Genomic DNA, 15,742 nt, shown 5'->3' on the forward strand with positions numbered 1-15,742 from the left:
AGCCCTCCTGTTTTGACGAATTACTTTCTGCCGACAAGCAGACGGGAAGAGCCCAACATCATCATGGCAGCCCGGCGGTGGGAGCCGAAGGCTTCTTCCGCGGTATCAATGAGCCGGACATCCTGATAGCCCATCTCCCGCAGCTTTTGCGCAAAGGCGTCCATATCGCCGTACAGCTTGGGCTTCATATCATCGTTCAGAGCAAAGACGCCTCCTTTTTTCAGCACCCGCAGGCTCTCCAGCAGCAGCTTGTGCATATCGGCTCCCATGACATTGTGGTAGACATAGTTGCTGATGACCGCATCAAAACTCTCATCGGGGAAATCCAGATGATTGGCGTCGCCATGCTGGAATACACACCGGGAGGCCACACCTTCACTTGCGGCGTTTTTCTCACAGAGGGCCTTGCTGTAATTGTAAACAGCTCCCCAGTAGTCCATGCCAGTGACCTTTGTCTCCGGCCAGGTCAGGGCCGCACGAATCGACAGGGCTCCGGAGCCGCAGCCGACTTCCAAGAGACTGCCCTGGCCGTCATAGTCCAGATGAGAGAGAACGACCCGGTGAACCTGTTCCATGATCCCGCCGCCGCCAAAGGCATACTGGCGCCTGATCCATGTGATCCAGACCAGCAGGGTCACCAGCGCCGCTGCAACAACAGAGAACAGAACGCCAAGAACCGTGATATGGAACACCGAAAAGGAGAGTGCGGCTAAAACCACGGCCAGAGCTGTGATGCCACCGATAATGTAGAACACGGGATTGGACATCCAGCTTCCATAGTCTTCGCCGTGGCTGCCGAGACGGATTTCTGCTTGTTGATTACGCTTTTGCTGCATTTGATTTTCCTCCTGTTGTTCAATATTTGTGTACAATTCGTTTACGGGTGTTTCTCCTTCGCCTTCCGGCAGACAAAGGACGCCATGCTCTGAACGGTGCGAACCTTTGCCGGCCTGAATATTTCCTCCAGACGATGCCGCAGGCTCTCCGCCGTCTCAAAGGGCGGGGTGAAATAGCCCTTTGGCACATACAGCCTGCGGATTATCCAGTCGGTGCGGCGGTTTTGCCCCGTCACATAGAAGCAGCCGCAGAAGATCCCGCCTGGCCGCAGTACACGAAAGATCTCCCGCCAGGCGGCCTCCTTATCCGGAAACGCATGAAACCCGTTGAGCGAGAGCACGATGTCGAAACTGCCATCCCCAAAAGGCAGCGCCCCAACATCCCCCTGCTGAAAGCGCACATGGGCAAGTCCCTCGCCCCAGAATTTTGCCCGCTCCAGCATCTCCGGCGAGTAATCCAGGCAGGTGATTTCCGCCTCCGGAATTTTCCGATAGAGGGGCATGGTCAGTATGCCGGTACCCACGGGGACTTCCAGCAGTCTTCCGGAAAACCCCTCCGGTATTCCGGAAAGGGCGACGCAAAGGTAGTCCTGGGTTTCCGCCCGGCCCATTCCCCATACCAGACGGCACACCGCCCGGCCTGACAGGGTGGAACAGGTGATCATGCCATCATAAAATGTCCGTTTGCCTCCCAATCCCCGGTAGGCGTTTTGAATCCGCTCTTCTTGTCCCATTTTTTCACCTTCACTCACTCAAGCACCCAGCGCCACATCCAGCGTCATCATGAGGGTAAAACCGACTGCAAACAGAATAGTCCCTATATTGGAGTGCTTTCCCACTGACATCTCCGGGATCAATTCCTCTACTACCACATAGACCATCGCTCCGGCGGCAAAGCTCAGGGCGTAAGGCAGTACCGGAACCAAAATCCCCGCCAGAAGGATGGTCAGAATCGCACCTATGGGCTCCACTGCACCGGAAAGCGTTCCGTACAGAAAGGAACGGGATTTGGAAAATCCCTCCGCTTTCAGGGGCATGGAAATGATCGCGCCCTCCGGGAAGTTCTGAATGGCGATCCCCAGTGAAAGGGCCAGCGCCCCCGCCAGCGTGATACCGCTGTCTCCGTAGAGCCACCCGGCATAGACCGCCCCTACCGCCATTCCTTCCGGAATATTGTGCAGCGCCACAGCCAAGGTCAGCATGGTTGTTTTTCCAAGACTGCTTTTGATGCCCTCGGCCTCCGCGCTGCCGCGGTGCAGATGCGGGATCAGCCGATCCAGCCCCAGCAAGAAAAAGATTCCCAGCCAGAAACCCACAACGGCGGGGACAAAGGACCACCGCCCCATGTCCGCTGCCTGCTCCATCGCGGGCAGCAGCAGACTCCAGACGGAAGCCGCCACCATGACCCCTGCCGCAAAGCCGGTCAGAGCGCGCTGCACCAGTTCGCTCAAGTTATTCCGCATAAAAAAGACGCAGGCTGCACCCAGCGTCGTCCCGGCAAAGGGAATCAGCAGCCCTTGCCATAGTTCAATCGGCATATTCTCCTCCAATCTAACCGTGAATGTATTCCGCAAAGTCGATCCGGACGATCTGCAGGTGCATCGGTCCGTCGGCCAGCTTCGCCAGCAGCCGGTGGACAGGCCGGACCGCCGGATCATGAAGCGATTGATAGCCCAGCATATAGCCCCGGCTGGAAACAGAAAAAAGCGGCGACCATGGCTCCAGCTCCCCCTTGGCGTCCTTGACAGAAAAATAGGCGCCCACATCCCGGATGCCCGCCTGCTTTACCCAGGTTTTCAGCATCAGCCGGACGGCCGTTTGCCCGGCTGCGTCAAAGACCAGCCGCCCTCCGGGGAAGCGTTTTGCGATGCCTGTGACCAGAGCTTTCACCTCTTCTGTCGTGAAGTAGTAGAAGACCCCGGCGGCAAACAGCACCGCCCCATCATCAGGATCAGTGCGGACGGCATCTATCCAGCGCGGGTCTTTCAGATCAAAGGCCAGGTTTTTCTCCCGCTCTCCGGGAGGAAGCAGGCGATCCCGCAGCTTGATCACATCCGGCAAGTCGATGTTCCAGATGCCGCACCGGCCGTTGTCACAGGCCCGCCCGGTATTGTCCAGACCGCAGCCCAGATTGATGACGGCGGCTCTGGGATGGGCATTCAGATAGTCCCGCACCTCCCAGGCGAGGTCGTTTTGGCGCATGGCCACCTCCAGCGCACCGAAGGTCTGCATCAGACTGTTTGCCTGCCGCTCCAAAGGAGAAAAGTCGTAGTCCACCTTTTCCATCAGCATTGCCGCCGTTGAATCCTGATAAAGGCCAGGGAACCGCTGTGAGCAAAGCCGCCGGCCATACAACGGGATGATGAGAGTCTCCTGCACGGAGTCCTTCTCGATTTTATACTTCTCCATAGTCCCTCCTCAAAAGGTGTAGTACCCTATGTTTGATTATAGTTAGCTATCGCTAACCAGTCAAGCTATTTTCGGATCAGATCATGCTTTCTTTCCAGCGCAATCAATCATAGCAAACGGCTTTCACACGGCAGTCCGGTGATAACAAGGCTATCAGCTTAGAGGATATAACGCCGTCGTTTCGTTTGGAGTGTTGGCCATCCGCTGATAGAAAGATGTTATGGCAGCAGCTTGCAATTTCATGCGACAAAGAGTATGATGTAGTTAGTAAACGCTAACCTTTGTTGAGGTGACCATACTGTATGGATGACAACAAGCAGTTTTGGGAGCGGTTTTCACGGCATTACGCCGGCTTCATGCGCCGCTCTCAGGCGACCTATCAGCAGATCTGCAAAGCAATGCGTCCTTTTCTGAAACGGGACATGGATGTGCTGGAGTTGGCCTGCGGAACAGGCCAGCTGTCCGTGCCGCTGTCTCCATGTGTCCGGAGCTGGGAGGCAACCGACTTTTCAGCTGAAATGATCCATCAGGCCAAAAAGCAGGTGCATTCGTCCCGGCTCCATTTCTCCGTCCAGGACGCTACCAAGCTGCCCTACGGCCCGGAGAGCTTCGATGCAGTCGTGATCTCCAACGCCCTCCATGTCATGCCTCACCCGGAAAAAGCTCTGGCGGAAGCCTGGCGGGTTCTGAAGCCGGGGGGATGGCTGTTCGCCCCCACCTTTGTCTGGGGCAAAAGCCGAAGCGCCAGACTCCGGCTCTGGTTCATGGGGCTTTCAGGCTTTCGGGTGTATCATGTCTGGACTGCCGGGGAGCTGATGGCATACCTGTCCGAGCGCGGCCATTCCATCGTTCGCCATCCACTTCTCGGAAGTTCGTTGGCGCCGCTGTGCTGTCTGATGGCCAGGAAGATCCCCGATGAACGGAGCGCGGCACGGCAGACCACCTTCCGGTCCGCGCAGCTCGATGATCCAAAAGTCAAGAAGGAGTGAGAGAACATGTGGAAGTACACAGTGGAAGTCAATGGAATGATGTGCGGGATGTGCGAGGCCCATGTCAATGACGCTGTGCGCAAAGCCTGCCCGGTCAAAAAGGTGAGTTCTTCCCGGAGCAAAAACCAGACCGTGATCCTCTCTGAAACAGAGCTGGACACGGAGGTGCTCATGAACGCCATTCGCGGCACGGGGTATGAGGTCGGAGCGATCCAGAAAGAGCCGTATAAAAAAAGAGGACTATTCGGTTGAGTTCATTGGCGGCAGCGGTCAGAAAAGAGGCGTGAATATGAACACGGCAATGCAGTCGTTTGGATATGGATTAGCGGCTCTGCTGTTTTGCATCGCTATTCTTGGCGTGTGCCATAATATCAAAAAAGCCGCCCGAAAGGTTTTGAAAAGCCAGCAGACACATAAGGATGAGCTGCCGTAAGCGTTTGGAGCTATGGAGCAGGTACGCTTGGCGGTGAACTTACACAGCAGGTCGCTCCTGATTTAAAAGCGCAGATCACATAAAATGCGGTGGAGGCCATATCCAGGCTCCACCGCATTTGATATTCCGTGCCAAATGGCAGGTATTCACTTATCGCGTTGCCGCTCGATAGCAAAGTCCGCCAAATATGCATAGGCTCATTGCCCGTGCGCATCTTCCCGCATTTTCGTTACCTGTTCCAAATGCGCCTGTACCGCCGCGAAGGATTTTTCGCTGATCACATGCTCGATCCGGCAGGCATCTTCGGTCGCAGTCTCTTCGTCCACGCCTAATTCCATCAGCATCTGGCTCAACACCGTGTGGCGGGTGTACATCGTCTTAGCAATGGCAAGCCCGGTCTCCGTCAGGGTGATCGCACCGTCAGCATCCACATTCACATATCCGTCCTTTTTCAGAATGGACATGGCTCTGCTGACGCTGGGCTTGGTAAAGCCCAACTGCGCTCCCACATCGATAGCTCGAACGAAGGCGCTGTTCTGTGAAAGAATATAGATGGTTTCCAGATACATCTGGCCAGACTCGTGAATCGCCATAGGAACCTCCAAAAAACGGGCGTTTTGCTTATTATAACACAGGCGTCCGACAAGCGCCATTTTTTCTGTCAGCAAAATCCATACATCCTCTTGACAAGCGAAAGGGTCCTATATATAATTGCATTAGTTAGCTACCGCTAACCAAAAGGCGGCAGCTATATTTTCGACGCACTGGTTAGCTATCGCTAACCTCCTTAAATTGTCAGTATTCCATATTTCACCGCACTGTCCGCATCTGGACATGATTTTGTGAGGAAAACGCCTATGTCAGAGGATCTGCTGATTCGTCACTGCTCTCCCACCCTGGCCGGGATCAAGACGGGAAACCTCTTTTCCTGCGCCTGCCCCAGCCGGAAGGATCTGACGCGAGACTTGTGCCGGCTGAACAAGAAACTGGTTCCCAGAGGAATCCGTATTCTGCCGCTCCGGGTTTGCAAAGGCCGCGCTTTGATTTACGCCTACCGGCCCAATGCGCTGGAGAGCGATCTGACCGATCACCGCGCCAGAGCCTTGCTTCTCAAATACGGCTATGTGCCGGAAAACCCCAATGGCTGTGTGGTTCACCTGATCCACCGGCTTCGGAGCGAGGGGGAATTTCCCCATGAGATCGGACTGTTTTTGAGCTATCCGCCGGAGGATGTGCTGGGCTTTATCTGCAATCGGGCGTGCAATCACAAGTGCGTGGGCTGCTGGAAGGTCTACGGCGACGAACAGGCCGCCAGGAGCATCTTTGAAAAATACGAGATGTGCAGCAAAATCTACTCCCGGCAGTGGCAGCAAGGGAAATCCATCGAGCAGCTCACCGTGGCTGGTTGATGTTTCTACCATAACAAATCCAGAAAGAAAGGTCGTTGAGTCTTATGAGTAAAGTTGCAGTTGTGTATTGGAGCGGCACGGGAAACACCGAGGCCATGGCAATGGCGGTGGCCGAAGGCGCCAAGGGCAAAGGCGCTGAGGTGTCTGTGATTACCGCCGCAGAGTTCTCGCCGGAGCAGGTCGGCGAGTATTCCGCCATCGCCTTTGGCTGCCCCTCCATGGGGTCGGAGCAGCTGGAGGAGAGCGAGTTCGAGCCCATGTTCACCGCCTGTGAGGGCAGGCTGAGCGGGAAGAACATCGCTCTGTTTGGCTCCTACGGCTGGGGCGACGGCGAATGGATGCGCAGCTGGGAGTCCCGCTGCAACGACGACGGCGCCAATCTGGCCTGCGAAAGCGTGATCTGCAACGAGGCTCCGGACGATGACGCTCTGGCGGCCTGCCGCGAGCTGGGCGCGTCACTGGCCTGACAAAAGCACCGCAGAAGGCAGGAGGCGTTTGTCTCCTGCCTTCTCTCTGGTTCCCCGGTCAGCATATGAGCCAGTTCAACGCAGCATTCAAGCGGGAGTATGGCATGACTCCCGGCCAGTACAGAAAAATGTCGGAAACCGCAACTCCGCGTCCGTTTTGACAGCGACAAACACCCACGGTTTCTGCTACAATAATCAGACATTCCAAAGCATTCAGAAGGAGTGACAGCGATGAAACAGCATCGTTTTTGGGCGTGGGGCGCTGTGATCTGCATGATTATGGTCATGGTCACCGGCTACAAACGGAAATAAGGGAAAGGAAGGATCACAATGAGCGTTTATACGAAACTTGCCTGCTTTGCGGGTGGTGCGTTGTTTGGTTCTTTTGGCATCAAGCTGCTGTCCAGCAAGGACGCCAAGAAAGCCTATGTCCATGTCACGGCCGCCGGCCTGCGGATGAAGGATTCGGTCATGGGGACTGTGACCACGGTGCAGGAGAACGCCGCGGACATTCTGGCCTCCGCCAGGGAGCTGAATGAGGACCGGGCTGCGAAGGAAGCGGAGGAAGCCGCCGCTGCCAATCTGGAGAGCGAAGAAGCCTGATTGACCCAGAGGGAGCCGCCAGCGGCTCCCTCTTTTCGTGAAGGAGGAACCTATGAACGCAACCATATTGCACGAAAGCCGGGGGCGCATCCGGTTCCGGCTGCGGCAAAAACAAATGACACTCACTCAGGCGGATCTGCTGGAGGCATGGATTCAGGGAAAATCATGGTGCCGGCAGGTCACCGTCCATGAGCGAACCTGCTGCGTCATCCTGTACTACGATGGGACTCGCCAAGCCGTGCTGAACGAAATTCGGCATTTTTCCTGGCAGGAGGCGGAGCGGACCACCGCGCTGCCCGCCCACAGCAGCCGGGCGCTGAACCGGGAATTTGAGGAAAAGCTGGTGGCAAAGGTGGTGTGCAAGGCCGCCTGCACCCTGTTTCTCCCGTCTCCATTGCGGATTGCCCGCATTCTCTGGCACATGATCCCCTTTGTGCGGAGAGGACTGCGCTGCCTGCTGCGCCGCCGCATCAAGGTGGAGCTGCTGGATGCCCTGTCTATTTCCATTTCTGCCTGCAGAAGGGACTTCGGAACCGCCGGAATGGTCATGTTTCTGCTGGAGGTGGGCGAGCTGCTGGAGGAGTGGACAAGGAAGAAATCTGTGGCGGATCTGGCCCGGTGCATGTCGCTGAATGTGGACCGGGTCTGGCTGCGCACAGCCCAGGGCGAAGTGCTGGTTCCTGTGTCCCAGATCCAGCCGGGGGATGCAGTAGTCGTCCGCGCCGGCGGCATCATCCCCGTGGATGGTCTGGTGCTGGAGGGGGAGGTCACTGTCAACCAGGCGTCCCTTACCGGAGAATCCATCCCGGTACCCAAGCGCCCCGGCGGCGCGGTCTATGCCGGCACCGTGGTAGAGGAGGGCGAATGTGTGCTGGAGGTGAAGCAAGCCTCCGGCCAGAGCCGCTATGACCAGATCGTTCACATGATCGAGCAGTCGGAGCAGATGAAGTCGGAGGCTGAGAGCAAGGCCGCCAATCTGGCGGACAAGCTGGTGCCCTATACCTTCGCCGGGAGCCTGCTGAGTTTTGCCCTTACTCGGAATGTGGCACGAGCCCTGTCGGTGCTGATGGTGGACTTCTCTTGCGCCCTGAAGCTGGCCATGCCTCTGGCCGTCCTCTCCGCCATGCGGGAGGCGGGACACGCCCACATCACCGTCAAGGGCGGCAAATTCCTGGAGGCTGTGGCGGCTGCCGATACCATCGTCTTTGACAAGACCGGCACCCTGACCCGCGCCTGCCCCCGAGTAGCTCAGGTGGTGCCCTTCGGCGGCAAAGAGGAAGCCGAAATGCTGCGGCTGGCCGCCTGCCTGGAGGAGCACTTCCCCCATTCCATGGCCAACGCCGTGGTGGAGGAGGCCAGGCGCCGGGGCCTGCGTCACGAGGAGTACCACTCCAAGGTGGAATATCTGGTGGCCCACGGCATCGCCAGCACCGTCGATGGGGAGCGGGTCCTCATCGGCAGCGCCCACTTTGTCTTTGAGGATGAGGGCTGCGTCATTCCGAAAGGCGAACAGGAGCGCTTTGATGCCCTGCCGCCGGAGTATTCCCACCTGTATCTGGCGGTGGGGGGACAGCTGGCCGCTGTGATCTGCATCTCCGACCCGCTGCGGGAGGAGGCGAAGGAAGTTCTGTCCACCCTCCGTGCTCTGGGGGTCACCAATACCGTCATGCTCACCGGCGACAGTTACCGCACCGCCGCAGCCATTGCCGCCCAGGTGGGAGTGGATGACTTCCACGCTGGAGTCCTTCCGGCGGACAAGGCGGAGTATGTGGCACGGCTCCGCCGGGAGGGACACACCGTGTTGATGGTAGGCGACGGCATCAACGACTCGCCGGCCTTGTCCGAGGCGGACGCGGGCATCGCCATCAGCGACGGCGCCGCCATCGCCCGGGAGATCGCGGACATCACCATCGCTGCCGACAGTCTCTGGGAACTGGTAGAGCTGCGCCGGATCGCCATGGCGCTGATGGCGCGCATCCACTCCAACTACCGCTTCGTTATCGGCTTCAACGGCACCCTGATCGCCCTTGGTGTGGCCGGTGTTCTGCCGCCCGCCACCTCTGCCACGCTGCACAATCTCTCCACCCTGGGAGTCAGTCTGCGGAGCATGAGCCGGTTGACTACTCAGACACAGCCCGTTCAGAACAACAATTTGCAGAATGGCTAAAAAACACATTCTTTCCGTTTGGTAGCTTGTGCTTTTTGCGTGGTTGCACATAGCTAACTCGATATGCTATAATAAGCTCACGATGCGCAGTGCGTGATGCATGGTAAGTCCAATCGCCCCTGCGCATCGTTTTTTGCAATACAGTTAGCCATAGCTAACCACATTGAAGAAAGGGGAGGATTGTATCAGACCGTATCGTTCTACCATAGTTCTCTTGGCTCTGTTGCTTGTCTTGTCCTGCTGCTCGCTGTTTGTAGGCGTGATCGATCTGACGCCGGGCGAGCTTCTGGCGGGCAATTTTGAGCAGCTGGAGATTTTCATCATCTCCCGGCTGCCCCGTCTGCTGGCCATTTTGTGTACCGGCATTGGTATGAGTGTGGCGGGACTCATCATGCAGCAGCTGTGCAGCAACAAATTCGTGTCCCCAACCACCGGGGCCACCATCTCCTCGGCCCAGTTCGGCATCCTGCTGGCGCTCCTGTTTATGCCGGCCTCCACCCTATGGAGCAGGGCTATCTTCGCCTTTGCCACGGCGATCCTGGGTACCTGGATCTTCGTCTGGTTCATTCAGCGCATCCAGTTCAAGGATGTGGTTATGGTTCCGTTGGTGGGCATCATGTTCGGCAATGTCATCGGCGGCATTACCAACTATCTGGCTTACAAATATGAGATGACCCAGGCCCTGTCCTCCTGGCTGGTGGGCCACTTCTCGCTGGTGCTGAAAGGCCGGTATGAGATCGTCTGGCTGACGGTCCCGCTGGTGGTGCTGGCCTTCCTCTTCGCCAACCATTTCAACATTGTGGGACTGGGCAAGGATTTTTCCAAGAACCTGGGTGTCCCGTATAACCTGGTCCTCTTTTCCGGGCTCACCATCGCTGCCATGATCACCGCCAGCATTGTGGTGGTGGTTGGTTCCATCTCCTACATCGGGCTGATCGTGCCCAATGTGGTGGCCATGTACAAGGGAGACAAGATCCGGGGCACGCTGGTGGATACCGCTCTGTTCGGCGCCATTTTTGTGCTGGTATGCGACATGATCGGCCGGATCGTAATCGCCCCCTACGAGCTGCCCATCGAGCTGATCGTGGGCATCCTGGGAAGCCTGATCTTTATCGGCCTGCTCTTTTACCGGCTCAAGCACGGCCGAAAAGCCATCCGTCTGGGCAGCGCCGGAACAGGCTGCTGCTCCACCATGCCCAACCTGAAGGGAGGTGCAGACCAGTGAACACGGCTGCCATACGCGCCAACCGGCGCAAACTCCTGATCCTGGCTGCGATCGTTCTTCTCTGCGCGGCGGGCTATATGCTGGTTGAAGTGAATTTCTCTAATCCCAAGCTGCTGGCCTACGCCATGAAGATCCGCACCCCCAAGCTCATTGTCATGCTCATTACCGCCTTTTCCATCGGCGGCGCCTCGCTGGTGTTTCAGTCTATCATCAACAACACCATCGTGACCCCCTGCCTGTTGGGCATGAACTCCCTGTACACTCTTATCCACACGGCGGTGGTGTTTTTCCTGGGGTCTGCCAGCGTGGTGGCCTCCAATGCCAACCTGTCCTTCGCGGTGGACGTGGTGCTCATGGGCATTACCGCTACCATTATCTACAGCTGGATCTTCAAAAAGACCAAGCACAATGTGCTGTATGTGCTGTTGGTGGGCACAGTACTAACTTCGTTTTTCAGCAGCATTCAGACTACTCTTACACGGGTCATGGACCCCAATGAGTACGACAGCCTGCTGAATACTCTGGTGGCAAGCTTCAGCAACATCAATTCCGAGATCATCGTCTTTTCCCTGATCCTCTTGGCGGGCGTCATCTTCGCACTGCGAAAGGAGCTGGCCCTGCTGGATGTGCTGACCTTAGGCAAGGAGCAGGCTATCAATCTGGGGGTGGACTACGACCGCTGCATCCGCCGCCTGCTGCTGGGCGTGACTCTCTGCATCGCCGTGGCCACCGCCATGGTAGGACCCATCTCCTTTTTGGGGCTCATCATCGCAAACCTGTCCCGTCAGCTGCTGAAAACCTTCCGGCACACCCAACTGGTGCTGGGCTCGGCCCTGTTCGGCATGATCGTGCTGGTGGGCGGACAGCTCATTGTGGAGCATGTGTATTCCTACTCCGTGCCGGTGAGCGTATTCATCACTGTGGGCGGCGGCCTTTACTTCCTCTATCTCCTCCTGACAAGAAAGAAGGTGTGACCATGCGCGTACAAGAACTGACAAAACAGTATGACGGGAAAACCGTGGTGGACGGCGTGAGCTTCGCCATTCCCAAGGGCAAGGTGATTTCCCTGATCGGCCCCAACGGCGCGGGCAAGTCCACCGTCATGGGCATGATCTCCCGACTGATCGCCCACGACAGCGGACTGGTAGACTTTGAGGGCAAGGACATTGGCAAATGGAAAAGCAAGGAGCTCTCCAAGCGTCTTGCCATCCTGACCCAGTCCAATAATATCCAGATGAAGCTGACTGTGCGGGAGCTGGTGACCTTCGGACGCTTTCCGTACTCAGGCAACCGGGTCACCCCAGAGGATCAGAAGATCATCGACCGAGCCATTGCCTACATGGAACTGGAGGAGTTCCAGGATCGCTTCATCGACGAGCTCTCCGGCGGCCAGCGGCAGCGGGCTCTGATCGCCATGGTCATCGCCCAGGACACGGAGTATGTGCTGCTGGATGAGCCCACCAACAATCTGGATATCTACCACGCCACCAATATGATGAAAATCGTCCGCCGCCTCTGCGATGAGCTGGGGAAGACGGTGATTTTGGTGCTGCATGAGATCAATTATGCGGCATTCTATTCCGACTATATCTGTGCCTTCAAGGACGGAAAAATCGCTAAGTTTGGCACTGTGGAGGAGGTGATGACGAAAGAGAACCTGTCGCAGATCTATCAGGTGGACTTCGAGATCCTGACCATTGCGGGCAAACCCCTGTCCATCTACTATTGACCCTTATTTTCAGTACTTTTTAGAAAAGGAGTATCCAAAAATGAACATGAAAAAGATGCTTTCTCTTGCCCTGGCCGGTGTGATGGCCCTGAGCCTCATGGCCTGCTCCGCTCAAAATGGCGGCGATTCTTCCGAGAATACCTCCTCGCCCGGCAGCAGCCAGTCCAGTGAGGAAACCCAGAACAACGAAACCCCTGAGTCTGTGACCATTACCAGCCTCAATGCCAACAAGGAGGCGGCGGAGCTGGAGGTGCCTTACGATCCTCAGCGCATCGCCATTCTGGACATGGCTTCCCTGGACATTCTGGACGCCCTGGGTGTGGGTGACCGGGTAGTGGGCACCGCCGATACCAGCCTTGAGTACCTCCAGGATTACATCAATGACGATATTGCCAACCTGGGCACCATCAAGGAGGCCGATCTGGAGGCCGTCATGGCCTGTGAGCCGGATGTCATCTTCATCGGCGGCCGCCTGGCTTCCAGCTACGACGCCCTCAGCGAGATCGCTCCTGTGGTCTACCTGGCCACGGATACCGAGCTTGGCGTAGTGGAAAGCGTGCGGCAGAACGCTACCACCATTGCCTCCATGTTTGGTCTGGAGGACAAGGTGGATGAGCTGATGGCCAATTTTGACGCCCGGATCACCGCCCTGTCCGAATTTGCCGCCGGCAAGACCGCCATCGTGGGACTGGTCACCAGCGGTAGCTACAATGTGCTGGGCAATGACGGCCGCTGCTCCATGATTGGACGCGAAATTGGTTTCGAAAATATTGGCGTGGACGCCAACATCGACACCTCCACCCATGGCAACGAAGCATCTTTTGAGTTCATTGTGGAGAAGGCACCCGACTATATCTTCGTTCTGGATCGTGATGCCGCCATCGGCACCGACGGGGCAAAGCTGGCCCAGGAGATCATGGAAAACGAGTTGGTGATGGGAACTGATGCCTACAAGAACGGCAACATCGTCTATCTGGCTCACCCCGCCGTGTGGTACACCGCCGAGGGTGGTATCTCCGCACTGGACATCATGCTGCAGGATTTGGAGAGCGAGCTGCTGGCTTAAATTGTCTGGCTTAACTACGCACAACACCGAATCGGAGAGTAGGTGAACAGCGAAAGAGAGAACCAATACTGTCCTTGTCGGTTCATGTGGTTGTGTAGAGTGATAAGATAACCCGTGGATCCCAGAAAAGCTGCGTGAACAGAGCCCACGACGGAAGATTCCGTTGTGGGCTTTGTTTGTGTTGGGGCATATGGGCAGAGTGAGGATTCAATTTGATTCTGTATTTAATCTAAGAAGGTATATAAAATCGCTCAGGGGGGCAATGTGTCATCCACGGTCCTGGTTTTAGGCGGGAACACTTGAACTACCCACAGTTACGTTTTGACCCAATATCCCTATACGCCGCAGCTCACCGGCAGAAAACTTGTCGCTCTACAAGAGGCGATGGCCTCTCTGTCCAATAAAAATAAGGGCCTGTGATGTCTCACAAGCCCTTATTTCTCCCACGTACGGTGTTAAGCCTAATAGGTCCACATTGTGTACCTATTGGACTTGCCCTATCAAGATAGAAGACGAAACCGGAAATAAGGCAAAGCGGCGACGATTAAAAAAGCGAAAACACAAAAATATTTTTCCACCGATCATTATTTGGGCTTCTGCCTTAGAACACTAAAAAGAAACAGCCACTCGAACGGTAATCCCTCCTCGCTATAGTAGAGAAGGGGGCTTTCTCATCGTAACGATTTTTCTATGTACGCTCAGAAATATACACAGTGATATATTCTACATATTCTTCCAATCGAAACAGCAGGGAAAGGTGTCCTCCGGTAAGATTGGTGCATACGGTAGGGTTTGGCATCACGGATATAAGGGCATCCTTGCAGTCTTGTGTGAACGTGGCATCATCCGCAGATAACATCAGCAAAACCCTGTCGTTCCACGTGATAAAGGTCTCTTTTGTCATCCCCAAATAGTTTTGCGTATCGATTAAAAGATCAACCATATGACGCTCATATTCCTTTGTCAACAAATCCATCATAATAGCACAGAATTCTTCCAAGGTCGTTCTTTCTTGTGATGTCAATCCATCTTTTTTTTGATTCAAAACGACTCGTTTTATAGAGTGTTTTACCGCAGAAAATGGAAGGACGGAGAGAAGCTTTTTAAACTTCTCTTGGCTTTTGAGCATATTCATTAAATGTGCATATGCAGCGGGACTCATATCCTTAGAAAGCGAGCAGGTGTTGGAAAGTATCAAACCGTCCACTACTTCCGGATAAAGGGAGGCGATGATCTGCGCCACAACACCTCCAAGAGATTGCCCTACAAACCAGGCTTTCTCGCCAAGGTGCTGCAAAAGCGCAGCCACGGCCTGTGCAAGCTCCTTGTTGTCGGCAAAGCAGATGGGGTAATCAAAAGTAAGGACAGAGAAATCTTTGGCCAGTCGGTCAAAATGCAGATAGAGCAGATCGGACAAACCGATTCCGCCAGTCAGGAGAACAACGGTCGCTTTTGCTTGAGGATTTTTATAGTAGCGGTAGGGAAAGGGTTTTCCGCTGGGTAATACCAGTGTGTCTTCTGGATATTTTTGACGAAATTCTGCGATATTCATTGTCGCTTCCTCACTTTAACAAATTCAGCTGTATCATTTTCACCATGCGCAAAGCATCAGAAACTGTCATGCTGATTTTTGTAGACAATTTCAGACCATTCCTGGGGATGTGGTAATAGTATGGTTCTTCCGCAAGAACCTTGACTTTACCGCCGATTTTTTTAGTCAGATCCGTTGCCGAATCTACATAGAAAAACATCTGCGCATCGGCATGGCCCAATTGCTTCATGTATTTTTTTCGCATCATAGCCATGCCACTTTTGTTTACAGTATCAAAAACAAGCGTTATCTCTCCATATTGCTGCAGTGTTTGCAACAGGCCTACAACCTTGGCCTCCTCAAAATAATGGAACAGCCCCCCGGCGGTGACCAGAATCGGCGCATTTGGCACATCGGCGCGAACTTGTCTGATCCAGTCCTCTGCAAAGGCGTCCCCGGCGAGGTAGGTTTCCCTCTCCGGCTCCGGCAGCAGCTTCCGTCGATACTCCATCACATGAGGCAGATCCACAGCATACCAGTGTGTATGCCCGTTGTCACTGCGATAATAAGCTGTCTCCAGGCCGCAGCCGAGTTGGACGATCACGCCATCCGAACTGCGCTCCAGAAAGGCCTGAACAGTTCGATCCATATTGGAGGATCGGACGGCGGAGGCCAGCAGGGTATACTGGCTCTGGCCGCCCTTTCCAAGCAGGTCGGTCGGAAGCTTATTTTTCAGTTCCAGCGCCTTTTGATCGTACAAAACATTTGGACAGTGCTCACTGGCATAGATTCTGCCCAGCATGGGGACAAACAGCGTGTCTTCTACAACACCTAGCTTGGACATGGTTATCCTCCTGTTTAAGTCTTGATGAATTCTG

General features: G+C 55.4%; 19 protein-coding genes. 12 read left to right on the plus strand and 7 right to left on the minus strand.

Annotation, left to right across the window (positions count from 1 at the left end; genetic code table 11):
* Nucleotides 1-20 precede the first annotated feature (20 nt).
* Genes ACKTS9_RS11060 through ACKTS9_RS11075 form a run of 4 tightly spaced genes read right to left on the minus strand, consistent with a single transcriptional unit; the run spans nucleotide 21 to nucleotide 3,245 of the window.
* On the minus strand, nucleotides 21-836 hold the full coding sequence (locus tag ACKTS9_RS11060) for a class I SAM-dependent methyltransferase (RefSeq protein WP_407880808.1): 816 nt from the start codon (nucleotides 834-836) through the stop codon (nucleotides 21-23).
* 41 nt (nucleotides 837-877) lie between these two features.
* Nucleotides 878-1,570 (minus strand): class I SAM-dependent methyltransferase, encoded by a 693-nt coding sequence (locus ACKTS9_RS11065; RefSeq protein WP_407880810.1) that lies wholly within the window; start codon nucleotides 1,568-1,570, stop codon nucleotides 878-880.
* Nucleotides 1,571-1,588: 18 nt separating this feature from the next.
* Complete coding sequence (locus tag ACKTS9_RS11070) at nucleotides 1,589-2,374, minus strand: ZIP family metal transporter (protein WP_407880812.1); 786 nt, start codon at nucleotides 2,372-2,374, stop codon at nucleotides 1,589-1,591.
* A 13-nt stretch (nucleotides 2,375-2,387) separates the two neighbouring features.
* A complete protein-coding gene (locus ACKTS9_RS11075; RefSeq protein ID WP_407880814.1) occupies nucleotides 2,388-3,245 on the minus strand; it encodes a class I SAM-dependent methyltransferase in 858 nt (285 codons plus the stop codon).
* A gap of 302 nt (nucleotides 3,246-3,547) precedes the next feature.
* Here ACKTS9_RS11075 and ACKTS9_RS11080 point away from each other — a divergent pair, with 302 nt between their 5' ends.
* Genes ACKTS9_RS11080 through ACKTS9_RS11090 form a run of 3 tightly spaced genes read left to right on the plus strand, consistent with a single transcriptional unit; the run spans nucleotide 3,548 to nucleotide 4,667 of the window.
* Nucleotides 3,548-4,234: a class I SAM-dependent methyltransferase gene (locus tag ACKTS9_RS11080; RefSeq protein ID WP_407880816.1), complete on the plus strand. Its 687-nt coding sequence runs from the start codon at nucleotides 3,548-3,550 to the stop codon at nucleotides 4,232-4,234.
* Between the two features lie 6 nt (nucleotides 4,235-4,240).
* The gene (locus ACKTS9_RS11085) at nucleotides 4,241-4,486 is read left to right on the plus strand and encodes a heavy-metal-associated domain-containing protein (protein WP_087238112.1); all 246 of its coding nucleotides are present in this window, start codon (nucleotides 4,241-4,243) and stop codon (nucleotides 4,484-4,486) included.
* Nucleotides 4,487-4,523: 37 nt separating this feature from the next.
* On the plus strand, nucleotides 4,524-4,667 hold the full coding sequence (locus tag ACKTS9_RS11090) for a hypothetical protein (protein ID WP_242956833.1): 144 nt from the start codon (nucleotides 4,524-4,526) through the stop codon (nucleotides 4,665-4,667).
* A 197-nt stretch (nucleotides 4,668-4,864) separates the two neighbouring features.
* Here the strand turns inward: ACKTS9_RS11090 and ACKTS9_RS11095 are convergent, their stop codons facing one another.
* Nucleotides 4,865-5,260 carry a metal-dependent transcriptional regulator gene (locus ACKTS9_RS11095; RefSeq protein WP_407882110.1) on the minus strand — a complete coding sequence of 132 codons (396 nt, stop codon included), beginning with the start codon at nucleotides 5,258-5,260 and terminating at the stop codon, nucleotides 4,865-4,867.
* A 264-nt stretch (nucleotides 5,261-5,524) separates the two neighbouring features.
* Here ACKTS9_RS11095 and ACKTS9_RS11100 point away from each other — a divergent pair, with 264 nt between their 5' ends.
* From ACKTS9_RS11100 to ACKTS9_RS11140, 9 genes are all read left to right on the plus strand, one after another.
* Nucleotides 5,525-6,076, plus strand: a complete 552-nt coding sequence (locus tag ACKTS9_RS11100; RefSeq protein WP_407880819.1) for a DUF3793 family protein — start codon at nucleotides 5,525-5,527, stop codon at nucleotides 6,074-6,076.
* Between the two features lie 44 nt (nucleotides 6,077-6,120).
* Entirely contained in the window at nucleotides 6,121-6,543 is a 423-nt protein-coding gene (locus ACKTS9_RS11105) for a flavodoxin (RefSeq protein ID WP_006575242.1), read from the plus strand.
* Nucleotides 6,544-6,765: 222 nt separating this feature from the next.
* Nucleotides 6,766-6,855, plus strand: coding sequence for a DUF6219 family protein (locus ACKTS9_RS11110; RefSeq protein WP_242969278.1), 90 nt, complete (start codon nucleotides 6,766-6,768; stop codon nucleotides 6,853-6,855).
* An 18-nt stretch (nucleotides 6,856-6,873) separates the two neighbouring features.
* Complete coding sequence (locus ACKTS9_RS11115) at nucleotides 6,874-7,146, plus strand: DUF6110 family protein (protein WP_407880823.1); 273 nt, start codon at nucleotides 6,874-6,876, stop codon at nucleotides 7,144-7,146.
* Nucleotides 7,147-7,198: 52 nt separating this feature from the next.
* The gene (locus tag ACKTS9_RS11120; RefSeq protein WP_407880825.1) at nucleotides 7,199-9,313 is read left to right on the plus strand and encodes a heavy metal translocating P-type ATPase; all 2,115 of its coding nucleotides are present in this window, start codon (nucleotides 7,199-7,201) and stop codon (nucleotides 9,311-9,313) included.
* A gap of 214 nt (nucleotides 9,314-9,527) precedes the next feature.
* On the plus strand, nucleotides 9,528-10,538 hold the full coding sequence (locus ACKTS9_RS11125) for an ABC transporter permease (protein ID WP_407880827.1): 1,011 nt from the start codon (nucleotides 9,528-9,530) through the stop codon (nucleotides 10,536-10,538).
* Nucleotides 10,535-11,512, plus strand: a complete 978-nt coding sequence (locus ACKTS9_RS11130; protein ID WP_407880829.1) for an iron chelate uptake ABC transporter family permease subunit — start codon at nucleotides 10,535-10,537, stop codon at nucleotides 11,510-11,512. Before ACKTS9_RS11125 ends, ACKTS9_RS11130 begins: the two co-directional genes overlap by 4 nt.
* A 2-nt stretch (nucleotides 11,513-11,514) precedes the next feature.
* Nucleotides 11,515-12,267 (plus strand): ABC transporter ATP-binding protein, encoded by a 753-nt coding sequence (locus tag ACKTS9_RS11135; RefSeq protein WP_087232803.1) that lies wholly within the window; start codon nucleotides 11,515-11,517, stop codon nucleotides 12,265-12,267.
* Nucleotides 12,268-12,313: 46 nt separating this feature from the next.
* Complete coding sequence (locus ACKTS9_RS11140) at nucleotides 12,314-13,333, plus strand: siderophore ABC transporter substrate-binding protein (protein ID WP_411914097.1); 1,020 nt, start codon at nucleotides 12,314-12,316, stop codon at nucleotides 13,331-13,333.
* A 688-nt stretch (nucleotides 13,334-14,021) separates the two neighbouring features.
* On the opposite strand, the gene ACKTS9_RS11145 is transcribed toward ACKTS9_RS11140, so the two are convergent.
* Both ACKTS9_RS11145 and ACKTS9_RS11150 read right to left on the minus strand, forming a co-directional pair.
* Nucleotides 14,022-14,885, minus strand: a complete 864-nt coding sequence (locus ACKTS9_RS11145; protein ID WP_349216877.1) for an alpha/beta hydrolase — start codon at nucleotides 14,883-14,885, stop codon at nucleotides 14,022-14,024.
* A 10-nt stretch (nucleotides 14,886-14,895) separates the two neighbouring features.
* On the minus strand, nucleotides 14,896-15,708 hold the full coding sequence (locus tag ACKTS9_RS11150) for a class I SAM-dependent methyltransferase (RefSeq protein ID WP_349216878.1): 813 nt from the start codon (nucleotides 15,706-15,708) through the stop codon (nucleotides 14,896-14,898).
* Nucleotides 15,709-15,742 lie beyond the last annotated feature (34 nt).

This window comes from Owariibacterium komagatae (assembly GCF_045865535.1).
GTDB lineage: Bacteria > Bacillota > Clostridia > Oscillospirales > Ruminococcaceae > Ruthenibacterium > Ruthenibacterium komagatae.